6 protein-coding genes are annotated in these 16288 nt (G+C 59.9%); 2 read left to right on the top strand and 4 right to left on the bottom strand.

The features are described 5' to 3' along the window. Positions 1-74 precede the first annotated feature (74 nt). Positions 75-1256, top strand: a complete 1182-nt coding sequence (locus AB4Z52_RS29615) for a DegT/DnrJ/EryC1/StrS family aminotransferase (RefSeq protein WP_442221458.1) — start codon at positions 75-77, stop codon at positions 1254-1256. Beyond that, positions 1246-1950, top strand: coding sequence for a 4'-phosphopantetheinyl transferase family protein (locus tag AB4Z52_RS29610; RefSeq protein WP_442221457.1), 705 nt, complete (start codon positions 1246-1248; stop codon positions 1948-1950). The genes AB4Z52_RS29615 and AB4Z52_RS29610 overlap by 11 nt, the downstream gene beginning before the upstream one ends. Before the next feature lie 6 nt (positions 1951-1956). Here the strand turns inward: AB4Z52_RS29610 and AB4Z52_RS29605 are convergent, their stop codons facing one another. The 4 genes from AB4Z52_RS29605 to AB4Z52_RS29590 are packed head-to-tail and all read right to left on the bottom strand — an operon-like array spanning position 1957 to position 16181. Further along, a complete protein-coding gene (locus AB4Z52_RS29605; RefSeq protein ID WP_442221456.1) occupies positions 1957-3558 on the bottom strand; it encodes a glucosamine inositolphosphorylceramide transferase family protein in 1602 nt (533 codons plus the stop codon). 31 nt (positions 3559-3589) lie between these two features. Then, positions 3590-6385, bottom strand: coding sequence for a condensation domain-containing protein (locus AB4Z52_RS29600; RefSeq protein WP_442221455.1), 2796 nt, complete (start codon positions 6383-6385; stop codon positions 3590-3592). Beyond that, positions 6382-14466 carry an amino acid adenylation domain-containing protein gene (locus tag AB4Z52_RS29595; protein WP_442221454.1) on the bottom strand — a complete coding sequence of 2695 codons (8085 nt, stop codon included), beginning with the start codon at positions 14464-14466 and terminating at the stop codon, positions 6382-6384. Before AB4Z52_RS29595 ends, AB4Z52_RS29600 begins: the two co-directional genes overlap by 4 nt. Then, positions 14463-16181, bottom strand: coding sequence for a non-ribosomal peptide synthetase (locus tag AB4Z52_RS29590; RefSeq protein WP_442221453.1), 1719 nt, complete (start codon positions 16179-16181; stop codon positions 14463-14465). Before AB4Z52_RS29590 ends, AB4Z52_RS29595 begins: the two co-directional genes overlap by 4 nt. Positions 16182-16288 lie beyond the last annotated feature (107 nt).

Below are 16288 nucleotides of genomic sequence, written 5' to 3'. Positions count from 1 at the left end.
CGGCCAGATCGCCCAAAAAGGCGCGGCTAGGTTCAGCTCTGGCCGACCGCCGTGTTGCACCGGGGGGGCACGCTGTGGCGCATGTGGGCTTAAGAGAATGGTTGGCACTGGCACCTGTCTTTGCCTCGGGTAAACTGGCCCGATACGGCGACGCGGGCGGCGGTCCGTTGATGCAGTTCGAAGCCGATTTCAGCGCCAAGTTTGGCGTCAAGCACGCCTTGACGATGAGCAGCGGCACGGGTGCCCTGGTTTCGGCTCTGGTCGCCGCAGGCATCGGTCCCGGTGACGAAGTCCTGGTTCCCGCCTATACATGGATTGCGACCGCGGGCGCGCCGTTGGCAGCGGGCGCCGTTCCTATTCTCGTCGACATTGACCAGACATTGACGATGGACCCGGCCGACATCATTCGCAAGATCACGCCCAACACGCGCGCCATCATTCCGGTTCACATGGCCAATCTGGTCTGCGACATGGACAGCATCATGCGGATCGCCCGCGAGCATAATCTGCTCGTCATAGAAGATGCCTGCCAGTCCGTGGGTTTGACCTACAAGGGTAAACGCACCGGCACGATCGGCAATGCCGGGGCTTACAGTTTCAATCAGTTCAAGAATATGAACATCGGCGAAGGCGGTGCGCTTGTCACCGACGATCCACATTTGTTTGCCCGCGCGCGGATGTATCACGACATCGGATCGATGTTTCGAGGGCACCTCGACAATGCCAACGAGGCGCCCTTCATCGGCATAAACCTCAAGGCAAGCCAGATTCAAGGCGCAATGCTCAACGTACAGCTGAAACGGCTCGATCCGATGATCGCCCGCATGCGTCGGCGCTACGAGGTCATGAAGGAAATCCTCTCGGCACGCGACGACATACGGATCGGCCCGCACAACGACGTTGCGGCCGCAGCAGGATTGCATGTCATCTTCGAGACCGCCGAGCAGGCCAATGATTTTGCCGCGCAGAACAAGCGGGGTGTCTATCGGCTCTACGATTCAAGCCGTCATGTCTACACCAATTGGCAATCGGTGCTTCAACAGCGCACGGCCCACCCGGACATGAACCCATATAAGTGGACGGATCGAAAAATCGAGTATTCGCCTGATATGTGCGCGCAGTCGCTGGATATCTTGAAACGGACCTGCCGTATCGGTCTCGGCGAGAATTATCCATTGGCGCTCATGGCCTATTTTGCACGGCGCATGGCAACAAAGCGCTCGACGCCAGACCGTACGCTTTCCTATGCAACCTGATCAAATCGCCACCGACGCCATTGACATCTGGACCTGGAGCCTGGACGCCGATACAGGCCAGCTCGCGAGCTTTAGCGAACTGCTTTCCGACGACGAGACGGCGCGCTCGGCACGTTTCATCCATGACCGCGACCGGCGCTTCTTCATCGTCGGGCGGGGCCGGCTCAGGGAAATCCTTGCGACCTACGGCGAAAGGATTGATCCCTGCGAGCTTACTTTTGACTATAACGGTCATGGCAAGCCGCGGATCGGCGAGCGGCATGGCTTGGGGCTGCATTTCAACCTTAGCCACAGCGCTGATCTGGCGGTCCTTGCGGTGTCGCTGCACTACGAGCTTGGTGTCGATATCGAAGAAAAGAAGGCGCTGCAGGAAGATGTCGCAGCCCATTTCTTTTCTGCCAAGGAGCGAGCTAGCCTGCAAGAGGTTCCCGTCGATCGCTATCTCGACCATTTCTATCGGTGCTGGACGCGAAAGGAGGCTTTCGTCAAAGCGCATGGGGCTGGCCTCTCCCTCCCTCTCGATGCCTTTGACGTCACATTTGGGGAAGAAGACGCTCCCCGCCTCGAGCGACTTGAAGGCGACCCCGAGGCGCCGGTCACCTGGAGCCTATTCCACATGCAGACACCGCCGAATTTCGCAGGCGCAGTTGCCGCACAGACTTTCGGCAACACGGCGCGCTTGCGATACCGCTGAGAGTTCTCATACGGTCAGGCGCGCATCCAGCACATATCTGCCGCCTGCGGCATCGAAGTGATGGCAGCCGAGCAGACCTGCCTTGAAGTCCGGTGCGATCGTGCGGATACAGGTTTCCTGATAGGTCTCGAGGTCGAGTTGCTCGATCTCCATGATGTTCAGGCCATAGCCATAGACACCATAGGCGTTTCTCTGCGACGGGCGGTAGAGACGACCGTCGCGCTCGAAAATGCGACCTGCATTGCGCGCATCGGTGCTTCCCATCACGACCGGATTGCGTTTGTGAGGGGTTACGCGATTGAGCTTGGGTCCGTCGACTTCAAAGACGTAGAGCTCGCTGCAATGGTCTTCATAGGCATGGAAGTCCGAAACGTTGGTGAAAAGCCACCATTTGCCGCCATGTTGGGTGAGAATGCTGTCGGCAGCCGAGAGGCCCTCGAGCGCGGTCGAATAGAGCTCCCATTTCAACGGGAAATCGACACAGCGCCATATTTCGAGCCGCTGCGATTGATGCGCCTCCGGCATCATGAAGATGTCCTCGCCATCGCGGAAAATGAAGGGGTAAGACAGGTGATGGTCGCAGTCGAGCGCGACACCCAGTGGCTCGACCTTGTCGCCGTTGAAGCGCCCGACTGCGATATGAGCCTTGGCGTCGCCGTTGGCATAGGCTTCGTAGAAAAGGTAGCACTCACCTTCGTGCTGAAACAGGAAGGGGTCAGCCTTGATATCGCCGGCGATCGGCGGGATTTCGACCGAGAGCGTCGGATCGAATTCGTCGATACGCCCCTGCCCCGTATAGAGCGTCCAGACCGCCGACCCCGAACGCGCCTTTGCTTTCGCGGCCTTGCCAACGCGTACGGCAAGATGGGCCGAAAGACCACCGGCATAGCGGGCAAGTTCAAAGATGGACGGCGGGGCGACAGTTTTGTCCAGCAGTGGAACGGTCACAAGCTTGCGTGTGTCTGCCAGCCGGCCGAGTTCACGCAATAACAGCGTCACCGCGCGTTCCTTGATAAAAGCCGCGTTGCGTGCCGCGCTGATCTTGAGATTGAAGGAGGCCGATGAGATTTCCACGCCCTTTGCATCGTTTCCACGGCGTGTATAAAGCACCAGCTTTGTCGCCGGTCGCTTTTCAATGACGTCGCTATAGCCGTACCAATCCGCGCGCTCCGATCTTTGATCGGAAAAATTGAACGCCCACTCACCAAAGGCAAGCGAACCAACCGCGTCATCTGGAAGGCCCTCCACCGTCAACCGGATGACCAGATCAAGCCCCATCCTGCCGACGAGCGTCTGGACCGGGGTTTTTCCCAAGCTGCCGTCACCCGACGTTGGCTTCAGATCGTCAAAGCGCTGATGGGCTGGGTCAAAGTGGCTGGGAGTGTATCCGGCCTGTCGGGCAAGCACCTTCCGCTCCAGCCGTGACCCGAGCCCGAACAGCGAGGAGGCGCGGCGGTCGGCGAAAGGCTTCGGATGCACCAGGATCGTGACAAGCAGGAAGCGAGGATCGTTCAGAATCCGATCAAGCGCCATCAACTCCCAGTTCTCGAACTCATCCCTGGACCCTGCAAGAATGCCGATCCTCATAGGCGGCCTGACGATGTCCATCGCAGTGCTTTCCTTCCCGGCTTTCGCAGATCTAGGCTTGTTCAAGCTTTTCAGAGACGGCAGTCGCGAGCTGGCGGATGCCGTCACTTGTCAAAGAATCCTCGTGCCACCCATTGATGTCGAGCACCGGTGTCGTTGTCGCAATCGCGTCTCCCCAGCCAAACAGCAGCTTGCGGGCGCTTGACGATTGCGCTTCGCTGCGCAGCAGGATGACGCGTTCGTCCTTGACCTGGGCTGCGCGATAGCCGCGGGCAGCAGCCACCAGCAGTTCGGTCACCGACGCGTTGGCCGCTTCCTCCGCAGTGTATTCGCTGCCGCTGACGCCGAACTTCTGAACGAGCCAAAGCGTCAGCTTGAATTCTCTCAGATAGGGGAGAATGCTCATCCGGCCGGAAAGAAGCTTCCGCGTGAAATAGTGTAGCCGCTTGGTTCGTCGTTCGATTTTCCACAGCTTCTGACGTAGTTTTGGTTGAGAGCGAACGAAGCCGGGCGCCCAGGCATCAATCAGGGCGGTGAATTTCACGTCTGTGCCCGTCTCGCGCAACTGCCGCGTCACTTCCATGGCAAGGATGCCATTGACGCAAAGGCCGACGATTGCAACGGGCCCCGCCTTGTCATCGATGTTCATTGCCTCGATCACCTGTTTGGCGATCTGGCCGAAGGCCATGCCGCGCAACCCGTCGTCGAGATTGGCGTTGAACATATTGACGTTGTAGACGGAGACCGCCTCCGGCAATTCGTTTGCCAGGCGGTAAAACAGGAAGGGATGGTTCAGCGTATAGACGGTAAGGCCGCCCGATCCTGCTTTGCACGTCACCAGCTCCCAGGCATTCGATCGCGCTTCGACGACAGGCGATGGGAGGGCTGAGACCGGCTTTGGCAAGTCGAAGATCTTCGCCGCAAACCCGCCGAGTGTCGGCTCTTTGAAGAGAGTTTCCAGGTTCACCTTGACACCAAATCTGGCCCGCACGGCCGAAAGCATTCTGAGCGCCAGCAATGAATGGCCGCCGAGCGCAAAGAAATCATCCTGCGGACCGACAGACGAAGCGTTTAGAAGATCGCTCCAGATTGCCCCAAGCGCCGCCACTTTTTCCTGCAGCCCATCAAAACCCTGAACCTCGGCCGGCGCAGATTTGGCGGCCTGCGGCGCTGCAACCATCGGCGCCGGAATGCGCAGTTTATCGCGATCGACGCTGCCGCCCTCCGTCTTCGGCAGGGCAAGCAGAACGCTTACGCCTACCGGCAAGGCATCGGAGGCCAGCCGCTCGGCCAGATATTGCATCAGGATGCCGGGGAGGCGATCCAGCGGCTCGCTCAGATCGGCATTGGGCGTCACGAAGGCATAGGTGCGCCCGTCTCGCTCGATAACAGCGGCATCGCTTAGCGAAGCATGGCTCTTCAGCAACTGCTCCACCGGGCTCGAATGCTCGTCGATCACTGCGGGCACGCTTGCCTTGCGCGCGGGGACCGAAAGCGCCGACAGCAACATGTCGGGATTTTCGAGCGCGATCTCGTATGTCTCCTGCCAAAGCGCCAGCAGCGTCTTGACGGTCGCAGCATCGAAAAGATCGGAATTGTACTCGATGGACATCCTCCAGCCGGAGGGACGCCCGACCATGATGAAGCTCAGGTCGTAGATCACGCCCGGCGACTGGGAAGGTGCGCTTATAAGTTGGAAGCTGCCATACTGGTGGTCTTCCAGGAACGCTTTCTGGAGATTGAAATTTACCGAAATCAATGGGTTACGGGACGGGTCCCGCACCGGATTGACCAGCTCGACAAGCTTGTTGAACGGCATCTTTTGATGGTTCAAAACCGCTTCGACGGTTTCGCGAACCGACTGGATGTGGTCGGCAAGGCTCATGTCTGCGTCAAAATCGAACCGCAGGACCAGGTTGTTGATAAAGACGCCGATCAGGTTTTCCAGATCCGAATGTTCGCGACCGGCGACCTGCGAACCGAACAGGATCGTCTGGGCCTGCGTGAAGCGGCGCAGCACGACGCTTGCAATCGCCGCACCATAGGCATATTGCGACACCCGATGTTTGCGCGCAGCCGCGTCCATTCGTTCGCTGAACGCAAGTGGCTGGCCGACCGAAACGATGTCACCATGGTTGGTCTTGACCGAGGCGCGAGGATGGTCCGGCGGCACCTCGAAATAGGGCGCGCCGACCAGCTTTTCGCGCCAGAATGTCTTTTCCATTTCGAAGCCGTAGCTTTCCAGATATTCGTGCTGCCAAAGGGCATAGTCGCCATATTGAAGCGAGAGTTCTGGCAGGACCGCCTGACGGCCGGCGTCGATGGCGGCAGCAATTTCGCCGACCTCTCGGCCGAGAACACGGATTGACCATCCGTCGAAACAGCTTTGGTGCGCCGTAATCAAGAGCACACCGAAATCATTCTCCACCATCAGCAACGAAGCGCGAAAGAGGCCAGCCTTGCTCAGATCGAACGGTGCCTGTGCCGTTTCCTCTCCAATTGAGAGGATCCGCTTCTGGCGCTGTTCCGTCGCCACATTTCGAAGATCGATCTCGGCCATCTTGAAATCGATCTGTTCGACGACCTGCTGCATCGGTCTGCCGTCCCGCTCGACAAGCCTTGTTCTCAAGACCTCGTGGCGCTGAATGACCTTGCGAAAGGCAGCCTCGACATTCGCGGCCTTGAAGGCCCCGCGGATCTCCCAACGCACGGCGACGTTGAGCGCCGGGTTGCCGGGGTTAAGCTGATCGAGGATCCAGCAACGCAGTTGCGTCTGCGTGCAGGGAAATTCCCCGATGAGAGCCAGATCGTCTTCCTGCCTGGTGGAGCTGGTTTCGATGGTATTCATAGTGCTCCCCTCAATCCGCGACGGGCACCATTGCGGAAGTCCGCAAGCGACGGAACGCTGTATTGGACGGCGGTTTCCTTCATGTCATTCTGTTGTTCGACGAAGATTGCCAGCTCCGCGATTGAGGGATGGCGCAGCAGGTGCTTGGCTTCGAGAGGCAGCCCGGCATCGATCATGCGGGCAGCAAGGCGAAATATCGTCAGCGAATCCGCGCCCAGTGCATAAAGATTGTCGTCGACGCCCATGTCGTGCAGGCTCAGCACTTCGCGCCAGATCTGCATCAGCCGTTCTTCCGTTGCATTGCGCGGCGCAAGCTTGATCACATTGGTCTCGCGTGCCGGCACGCCCCGGTCTTCGAGATTCTTGCGGTTCAGCTTGCCGTTCTGGGTCTGGGGCAGTTCATCTTCAAAGACCCAGAAAGTCGGCACCATATATCCAGGCAGATCGGCCTTGGCGTGTTCGGAGAGTGCCCTTGGCGAGATTTCCGACCCGGGAACGTCAGTGACGATGTAGCAGACGAGAGACTTGTCACCCTTGTCGTTGGTGGCGGCGACAACGGCGCACTGGCGCACCCCTGCCGTCTTTGCAATGACGGATTCGATATCGCCGAGCTCGATGCGGAAGCCGCGCAACTTGATCTGCTGGTCACGCCGGCCGAGCAGTTGCAACGACCCGTCCGCCAGGCGCCTGCCGACATCCCCGGTCTTATAGAGCCGCTTGGGCTTGCCGGTTCCAACCGAGATCGGGACAAAGGCCTTTTCCGTAAGGTCGAGGCGGTCGAAATAGCCGTTGGCAAGGCCATCGCCACCGATGTGCAACTCGCCGGTGACCCCGATCGGAGCAACATTACTTTCGGCATCGAGAATGTAGAGTTGCGTGTTTGCAATGGGATGACCGATCGTGATCGGTGCGTCCGCGTCGATAATCCTTGCGACCGATGACCAAATCGTCGTCTCGGTCGGACCATACATGTTCCAGAGTTCGGATCCGACTTTGAGCAGCGATTTCGCCAGATCCCTGGGCAAAGGCTCGCCGCCGCACAGCATCTTCAAGCCGGCCTTATCACGGAGCCCCGCCTCGATCATCATGGTCCAGAGCGTCGGCGTTGCCTGTATGACGGTCGCAGCACAATCATCAATGAGCTTTACCAGGGCAAAGCCGTCCTGGACCTGCTGCTTGGTGGCGATCACAACCTTGCCTCCCGATACCAACGGCAAGTACATTTCCAGCGCGGCGATATCGAACGAGATGGTGGTAACGGCGACGATCGTGTCAGTGGCGGTAAATCCGGGTTCACGCGCCATCGAGAGCAGGAAGTTGGTCAATGCCTGGTGTGGAACCTCGACCCCCTTCGGCAAGCCGGTCGAGCCGGATGTCAGGATGATGTAGGCGGGCGCCTTCGTATCGGTCGGCAGTCCGCGCAACGCAGCCTTCGTCATCGAGGCGATTGCCTTTGCATCCTCATCGAGACGGATCACCGGCATATCGGCGGGCGCAAGGCGGGCTGCTTCCTGGCTGTCGCAAACCATGGCGCCCATCCGGACGAGATCGAATGTCTGGCGCAGCCGCTGTTCGGGATGCGTCGGGTCCATCGGCACATAGGCATGGCCGGCCTTCATAATCGCAAGCAGCGACACCAGCATGTCCAGCGACCGATCAACGAGGAGGCCGACGCGCTGGCCTGGCTCCGGTATCTTCATCTGGATAAAGAGCGCCAACTGGTTCGATCTGGCATCCAATTCTCGATAGGTCAGGCTGTTGCCGGCAAATTCGACAGCAATGGCCTCAGGCTGTTCCGCCGCCTTGCGAGAAAAGAGCGAGAAGGCGAATTCGTGATGATCATACTCGCTCGTGGTCTGATTGAGATCGCTGACGATCCAGTTCCTTTCTTTCTCGTCGAGCAGCGGCAGCTCGTGGATGGAGCGACCCATGTCTTCGGCAACGGCAGCAGCGAGCGTCTTGAAGTGGCCGATCCAGCGATCGATCGTTGAGGGATCGAAGACGTCGGCGTTGTAGTCGACGTCGATGCGAATGCCGTCATTGCCTTCGATCATATTGAAAAACATATCGAAGTTCGCAAATGCCTTGGCGTTCGGCTCGACCGAGGCCTTGAGCGATCCGAAGTTCGATCCGCTGCCAACCCTTTCGAGGTTGAACTGGATTTCCGTCAGCGGCAGGCGGCGGGAGTCGCGCTTGATGCCAAGTTTGCGAACAAGCGTGCCATAGGTGTAATCCTGGTGTTCGAACGCCTGCAGGACATGCTGCTGGGTCGTCTTCAGATGCTTCCTGAAGCTGTCGGCCGACGCCATAGACTGGCGGACAGGCAAAAGATTGACGCAATGTCCCATCAATATCCTGTCGCCGATCAGGGTCTGTCCGGCAGAGGGAATGGCGACTACCAGATCGTGTTGGCCCGAAAGCTTCGATGCCATCACTTGCAGCGTTGCCAGCAGGGTCGAAAACAGCGTCGCTCCGGATTTTGCGCCGGCCTTCTTCAAAGCCTTGTAAACATCGGCATCGATAAATCCGGTACGCGTTCCGCCGGCAAAGGTGCGGCGTTCCGGACGCGATCGGTCGAGCGGGAACTCCGGCAGTTCCGGCACGTCCTTGAAGCATTCGAGCCAGAAGGCTTCGGTTTTTGGCGAAGCTTCGGCCTTCGGCGCGAAGTCCGTCGAATAGGTCGCGTAGGAAAGCGCCGTCTCGAACGCAGGCGTCTCATTGGCGATGATAGCCGAATAGGCGGTCGCCAGCTCGTCTATGAAGACGTTAATCGACCAGCCGTCGCAAATGATGTGATGCGCGGTGAAGACGAAGACGTGCTTTTGCGGCCCCAAACGCACGACCGCCGTGCGGACGAGCGGTCCGTCGACCAGATCGAAGGGCGTCCGAGCCTCGTCGTCGAGAAGTTGGCCAAGCATCGCCTCGCCGTCGCTCTCGTTGGAGAAGTCCAGCAAGGGAGCATCGAGCTTGAAATCGGAAATGAATTCAAAGCTCTTGCCGCTTCGTTCAAAGCGGATGTGCAGCGCGTCATGACGGGCGACGACCGTGTCGATCGCCTTTTGGAACGCCGCCTCGTCGAATGCGCCTTCGAGCGTCAGCGAGAAGGATTCGTTGAACGCGCAAGAGGCTTCGTCTCCGGCCTGTGCGGCCAGCCAAACCTCGGTCTGCGCCTCGGTCAACGGGGCCGATATGGCTCGGGCGGCAACCGGTACTACTTGCGTCTCGATGCGAAGCGGCTGAGCAGCGCTCGTCCCGAGAATGCCGACCGACTGAAGTGCTGCAGCACTCTCCCTGAATGCGGCCGCGATCGCCTGGAAGTCCGCTTCGCTATGTGCTGTGGTGACGAAGCAGGGATAGTGTTCCTGGACATGGACGCCCCTCTGGCGAAGCAGGGGATACATCAGCGCACCGAGCGGATCGCTGCTGAAATCGGCATAGAACCAGCTCTTGTATCCGTGTACCGCGTTGTCGATACCGCGAGCCCCCAGATCGGCGTTGATCTCGGCGACGAGCTTCTGCGTGCGATCGGCGACTTGACCGTAGAGGGCAGCACCCTCGCCCTTGATGTGATGCAGGATGGCGCGGCAAGCGGCCAGCACGATGGGATGGCGAACGAAAGTACCAGCAAAGAATGTCGGCGCAGTCATCGGCACGGTATCGTCGCCGTAGTTCCACCGGCCGCCATCAAGCGCATCCATGTAGCGGGCGTCGCCGGCAAGCAGACCGATCGGCATGCCGCCGCCGACGACCTTGCCGTAGGCGGCCAGATCGCCGCGGATGCCCCAGAGGGCCTGGATGCCGCCGGGATCGACCCGGAAACCGGTGACCACCTCGTCGAAAACCAGCGCAAAATCGCACTCGGTTGCGATATCCCGCAATTGACGGACGAATTCGATCGGCTGCAATTCGGGGTGACGGCTCTGGATTGGCTCGATGATCGTGGCGGCGATAGTGTCGGCGTTGGCCTTGATCCACTCAAGGCTGCCTGGTGAACCATAGGGCAATACGACCATGTTGCCGACCGAGCTTGCCGGGATGCCCGAGGCGATCGGCAGCGCTACCGGCTTGTCGAAACCGTTGCGCCCCTTGACGAGGACTTCGTCGAACTGGCCGTGATAGTCATTGGCGAACATCACGACCCTGTCGCGGCCGGTGACGGAGCGGGCAACGCGCATCGCCGCCATCATCGCCTCCGAGCCGGTGTTGCAGAACGTCATGCGCTCGTGGCCGGTCATCTCGCAGATCATGTCGGCCACTTCGCCGGCGAGAGGGCTCTGCGGACCGATCGCATAGCCGGCCTCCATTTGCACCCGCATCGCTTCTATGACGAAATCGGGCGCGTGGCCGAATGCCGTCTGCCCGAAGCCGTTGACCAGATCGATATATTCGTTGCCGTCGACATCCCAGATACGCGAGCCCTTCGATCGATCGGAGACGATGGGGAAGACCATCTCCTTCCAGTCGGCACGGAAACCTGCGGCAGTGCGCGGATCAGCAAGTTGCGGCCGGTACTTGTTGGCAAAGGCCTTCGATTTTGCATGCTTGGTTTCATAGGCCGAGACGAGCGCGGCAATGAATGCCTGCTTCTCCGGCGTAATTTCCGCCCCCTTGGCGCCGGGCCGGTAGAGTTTTATGCGCGCCGTGCCGATCTCGGCATCGGCAGCCGGTGCGGCTGCAGATGATGTCGGGGCAGCGGCGGCGGTAACCGTCTGCTGTGCCGGCATCGCCTGAATGGCAGGCATAGTGGCCGCAGCAAGCGCCTGCGTGGCATCGCCCTTCAGCGACTGCAGGATTTGAAGCTGCTGGGAGAACAGCGACTGCGCAAGCTGCAGCTGCGATTGCATGACGGATTCAAAGCCGGTTGCCGCGGCGGCGGCAAGCGCCGGCCCGGCTGCCAACTGAGGTGCTGCGGCAACGGCTGCAAGCTGAATGGTGGGCTGGGGGATCGCTTCCATTGGCAGAGGTACCGCGACCACTTCCGCAGGAGCCGGTTCGGCCGGCATTTCCTGATCGAGGTGCAGTGCCAGCTCGGCCACAGAGGTGATATTACTCAGCAGTTCGCGAAATGAGAGTTTGACCTTGTAGGTCTTTTCTATTCGCTGAGCGAACTGCCCGATGAACAGAGAGTCGAACCCAAGCTCAAGAAAGCTAGCCGAGCGTTCGCCGGTATCGAGCGTTTCCCCCGACATCTCGCTCAGAAGCGCCAGAAGAGAGCTTTCAAGCGAAGGGACGCGGTTGATTGCGGATACTGTTGTGACAACATTCATAGCTTTGATCTCATCGACTGGTTGCACCTGAGAGACGACTAATTGCTGGACCGGAACCTGCACCGGACTAAACTCCGGCGCCGGCGTCCGACGTGCGGAGGGAGGCGCATCGATCCAATGGCGATTGCGCTGGAACGGATAGGTCGGCAGCGACAGCGGCGTTTTGGAAGAGAGACCAAGGTCTGGCCACTCGATCTCGCAGCCGGACATCCACAGCTTGGCGGTGGCATCAGCAAGCGTCTCTCCGGCAAAGGAGGCTCTGTCATGTTCCGGAAGTGTCTGGATGATTGCGGCAAGGCTGTCGCGGCTGATGGTTTGCGAGGCAAAGACTGAGAGCGCCCTTCCCGGCCCGATTTCCATGAGGACCGGTTTGCGATCGCGGCAAAGGGCCTGAAGGCCATCGGAAAAATGCACCGTCTCGCGGCAGTGCCTTGCCCAATAGTCAGGAGAGACGCCGCGCTCGCCGGTCTGCCAATCTCCTGTCAAGCCCGAGATATAGGGGATCGTCGCCGTTCCGTAGGTGACCCGTGCGGTTTCGTCGCGAAGCGCCTCTGCAGCGTTGTCCATCATCGGCGAATGGAAGGCATGCGAGGTATGGAGCTTGCTGAAGGCGATCTCGGCCTTGGCGAGCGCCGCACAGACCGCATCGACACCGTCGAATGGCCCAGAGATGACACAGAGCTTCGGGGCGTTGATCGCGGCGATCTCGACCCCGTCGCGGAGATGGACGGATACCGTATCGACATCCGCGCGAACCGATACCATCGATCCCTGCGGTTGGCCCTGCATCAGTCGGCCCCGCGCGACGACGAGCCGAAGCGCATCCTCGAACGAAATGACATTGGCGATGGTGGCCGCGACGAATTCACCGACGCTGTGGCCGATCATGGCGAAAGGCTTCACGCCGCGGCTAAGCCAAAGGCGAGCCATGGCGTATTCGACAAGATAGAGGCAAGGCTGGGCAATTCGCGTCTCGCGCTGCTCTTCCGCCATGGCCGGGGTCACCGGTCCCGTGTGGCAGATGTAATCCCGAAGATCGAGACCGAGCTGCATCTTGACGAGCTCGGCGCCACGGTCGATCCATCTGGCAAACTGCGGTTCACGGCTGTAGAGGGCAGCGCCCATGCCAACATATTGGGCGCCCTGCCCCGGAAACATGAAAGCGATCGGCGGCGGGCTATCGGCGGCAATGGCGGGCTGAAAGCGATCGGCACGCAGGCGCTCGATTGCCTCTTCAACGCTGGAGGCGGAGAAGCCCAGCCGATGATTGAATTCCTGCCGGCCGTTCTGAAGCGTGTGGGCAAGTTGCGGCAACGAGATCTCAGGGTGGCCGCTCAGATGGTCTGCAAGGTTGGCGCGCATATCAGAGAGAGCGCCGTTGTTGCGGGCGGCAAGCGGCAGAATGTACGGGCCAGCGCTCTTCGCCTCAGGCTGCGGTTTCGTTGCCGGCGGCTCTTCCAGGACGACATGGACGTTGGTTCCGCCGACGCCAAACGAACTGACGCCTGCACGCCGAGGGGTACTGGAAGTCGGCCAGTCGACCATCTCGGTCGGAATATAGAACGGGCTGCCGGCCAGATCGATCCGCGGATTTGGCGCAGCATAATTGGCCATCGCCGGGATCTTGCCGTGCTGCAATGCGAGCGCCGTCTTGATGAGGCCGCTCACGCCGGCTGCGGCATCCATATGACCGACATTGCCTTTGAGCGAGCCGAGAGCGCAGTTGCGGCGCAGCCCGGCGATGTCGGCAAAGGCGTTCTTCAAACCGCCGAATTCGATCGGGTCACCGAGCGGTGTGGCGGTTCCATGGCATTCGAGATAGCCAATCGTCGAGGGATCGACACCCGCCGATGCGATTGCCGCGGCGATCGCATCGGCCTGGCCCTCGACGCTCGGAGCGGTGAAGCCGACCTTGTTCGAGCCATCATTATTGACGCCATAGCCGCGGATGACGGCGTAGATTCGATCTTCATCGCGAAGGGCGTCCTCGACCCTCTTCAACAGGACGACGCCTGCTCCGCTGCTGAACACGGTTCCAGCTGCATTTTCATCAAACGGCCGGCACGTGCCGTCCGGCGAAGCCATGCCGCCTTCCTGGTACATGTAGCCGCGCTTCTGCGGGAAAGTCACGGAAATGCCGCCGGCCAAGGCCAGATCACAGCTGTAGGTCAAAAGGTTTTGGCAGGCCTGGGCGACGGCCAGAAGCGACGTCGAACAGGCAGACTGGATGGTAAAGGCTGGCCCGCGCAGATTGAGCTTGTAGGCAACCTTTGTCGCCAGCGTATCGCTCAGCGACCCGACCAGCTGGTTGAAACAGCCAACTTGATAATTGGACGTGAATTCCTCGGCCTTGACGCGATCGGTAAGGACGTTGTTGATCAGATAGGTCGGCATCGAGGCGCCGGCAAAAACGCCGACAAGCCCTGGGTAGGTTGCCGGGTTGCAGCCAGCCGATTCCAGGGCTTCCCAGCAGATCTCGAGGAATATGCGGTGCTGTGGATCGGTAACCGCAGCTTCTTTCGGAAACATGCCGAAGAATTCGGCGTCAAACATCTCGGCCTTGTCGACGTGAGGACGGGCAGCGACATAATTTTCGTCGGCGCGTTCGGTGTCGGTGAAAGCGTCCTCGATCTCGTCGGGGGCGAATTTTCCGAAGGCATCGCGACCCTCTGACACCATCCTCCAGAGCGCATCGACCGAAGGCGCGCCGGGGAAACGTCCGGACATGCCGATGATGGCGATACCGCCATCCTGCATTCCTTCGGTGACGGCATTGCTATCGATCAGCTCATCGCGTTCATCGCCGTGGCTCATAGAGCACTCCTACGAAATTGAAATCTGGTTTGTCTCTGCAAGGTCGCGCGCTGGGTCGCCGACATCGAACGTGCCGATCCGGCCGTCTTGCCATCGAGGAAGCGGGACAGGTCGCGGATGGTCGAATAGGTAAACAGGGAGACGACATCGATCGCCCGGCCGAGCCTGGCTTCAAGTCGGGCGTGAGCATGGATCAGCTGCAACGAGGTCCCGCCGAGATCAAAGAAATTTCGATCGAGCCCTATGTTCGACCGCCCCAGTATGCCCTGCCACAGCTCGGTCAATATGACTTCAGTCTGCACGGCGGGCGCGGATGAAACGTCATCCGCTTTTGAAGCATTGGCCGGAACCGGCAGTTTCTCGCTCTCGATCTCACCCGCCTGGTCCATTGGAAATTCGTCAAGCACGACGGCACAGTCGGGGATCATGTAGGCCGGCAACGTGCTACGAAGATTTGCCATGACCTGCCGCACGAAATGTGGATCCTTGCCGGCATCGGCGCGATGCGGGCGTAGATAGGCGACGATCCGCCTGGCCGGCGATCCGTGATCGTGGCAGACGACGATGCTGTCGCTCAGGCGCGGATCTTGGCGCAGAGCCGCCTCGATCTCGGCAAGTTCCGCGCTGGTTCCATCGATCCCGGCGGGGGCGTCATTGCGGCCTGGATCCCGGCGTGAAGGTGCGGCCGCAGCGCGGGCGAATGCCCGCCCGGCCACATCACGGTCGACAGGCGTCGTCGGAACCGCGATGGTCGCCTCGAAGGCGCTGGATTCGTTCGGCCCGTAGGCGTTCGTCAATTTGCAGTCGGGATACTCCTTGCGAAAGCGGCCGACATGTTCCGCAGACCCGATCTCACCGCCGAAGATCACGTGCTTCAATGACTGCAGGCCTTTGCTGCTCGCGTCAGCAAGGCGGTTGAAGACATCGGTGGTCAGAAACATGGTGGTGATCCCCGACTTCCGGATGAGTTCGCACAGTCTGCTAATGGAAAACGGCCCGACAGGCAGGCCGACCAGGGAGCAGCCCGTCAAAAGCGCGCCCCACATCTCGAAGGCTTCAGCATCAAACCAGGTTGCCGAGGTCTGCAGCAACACGTCGCCTTGATTGAACTTGATGTAGTTCTGGTCCAGAATCACACGTGAAATGGCGCGGTGTGTCACCGCGACACGCTTGATCTGGCCGGTGGGACCGATCGTTGGCATCACGTAGACGGTGTCGCCGCCGCCAACATCGGTTGCGCTTTTCTCGGCAAGAGGGATCGATGACACGGCAGCAAGCGCATCCTCGATATTGACGGCCGGCGCGCTGTGCGCCGGGAGCGCCGTGGCGTACCCGGCTCCGGTCACAATGAGCTTAGGCCGGCATTCCACGAGGATCTGCTCGATTTGGGAGGGCGGAAGTGCCGTGTCGAGGGGAATATAGGCCGCACCCGACTTTGCTATCGCCAGCTTGGCGACGACCGTGACGAGTGCACGCGGCAAGATCAGAGCAACTGTGTCGCCTTTGACAAGGCCGAGCCTCTGAAGGTGGGCAGCAAAATTTTCCGAGAGACGATCGAGCTCGGCATATGTCATCGACCGATCGTCGAAATCGATCGCGATCGCGTCAGGCGCGGCCTCTGCCTGCTGGCGAACCATACTTTGGAGATTTCGGTCTCGATCGAATTGTATCACCACCGATTGGCGGTTCACCGTTTTCGGATAGAGATCAGTCATCAATGTTTCCTCACGCGACGTTCGCCGTCTAAAGATGCGTCAGTGCGCTTTTTCCGCCTGCAGAATTCCATGCCGTGTGAAAATCGCCAGTTGATCATTGTGATAAC

The sequence above is a fragment of the Rhizobium sp. 2YAF20 genome (assembly GCF_052114685.1).
Lineage (GTDB): Bacteria > Pseudomonadota > Alphaproteobacteria > Rhizobiales > Rhizobiaceae > Rhizobium.
The sequence above is the reverse complement of the archived record's forward strand: the minus strand, read 5'-3'. Positions and strand labels throughout refer to the sequence as shown.